Origin of the sequence: Microbispora sp. CSR-4 (assembly GCF_008033685.1) — a bacterium.
Lineage (GTDB): Bacteria > Actinomycetota > Actinomycetes > Streptosporangiales > Streptosporangiaceae > Microbispora.
The window spans coordinates 1-952 of the sequence record NZ_VJVX01000191.1; the positions used below are offsets into that span (position 1 = coordinate 1).

The following is a 952-nucleotide window of genomic DNA, read 5'->3' on the forward strand; positions in this document are numbered from 1 at the left end:
AGAGACCGTCAGCACCAGCTCTGCCGAGCGCCACGAGACCGCGCCCGCCACAGGCGGCGACGGCGACCGCGCTGCGGCCCCGTCTGGAGCACCGCACACGACACGGCGCGGGGCAGCATGGCCAGCCGACCGTGGAGGGCATTCGGACACGGCGCCTTCGGACACGGCGCCTTCGGACACGGCGTCTTGGGACACGGCGTCTTGGGGCGCGGGGTCTTGGGGCGCGTCGCCATCGCAGGCAGAGCACTCGGAGGCAGCGCCATCTCAGGCGGCGTCTTCGGCGGCGGTGTCTTCGGAGGCGGCGTGGCCGGATCCTCCTCCCGAGGACGCCTCCGCACGTCACACCCACGCCGGGCCTCGGCCTACGGGGGACTGCCGGCATGGCCAGGGCACGCCAGGGACGTCGGAAGGGGCGTCACCTGGAGCAGGGCAGGGTGCGTCACGGGGTGCGTCGGCGGGCACGATGCCCGGGGCGTCGCTGGGGACGGCGCTGGGAGCGTCAGCAGGCATGCCGCCAGGGGGACTGCTGGGATCAGCATTGGGGGCATCGCTGGGGGCGTCGTTGGGGGCGTCGTTGGGAATGGCACCGGGGACAGCGCCGGGGTTGCTGCTGGCGACCGGGCAGGTGCTGCCCCTCTCCAGCGTGCACCGCCTCGCCCGCACCTCGACACTGGTCCGGATCGTCATGAACGCCGAGGGACAGGTTCTCGACATGGGCCGAAAAGTCCGCCTCGCCACCCCCGCCCAACGCCGGGCCATCTACGCCCGCTACGCCACCTGCTGGATCGACGGCTGCCCACTCCCGGCGACCATGTGCCAGATCGACCACGCCGACAACTGGAGCACCGGCGGCCTCACGGACCTGAAGCTGCTGGGCCCGGCCTGCCAGTTCCACAACCGCGACCGCTACCAGCACCCCGACCGCTACACCCGCCGCAACGTAGGCGAAGAC

General features: G+C 72.6%; 1 protein-coding gene. It reads left to right on the plus strand.

The window, feature by feature from the left end:
• Positions 1 to 580: 580 nt before the first annotated feature.
• Positions 581 to 952 (plus strand): HNH endonuclease signature motif containing protein (locus tag FLV34_RS39400; protein WP_187280884.1); only part of this gene is annotated, 372 nt, incomplete at its 3' end.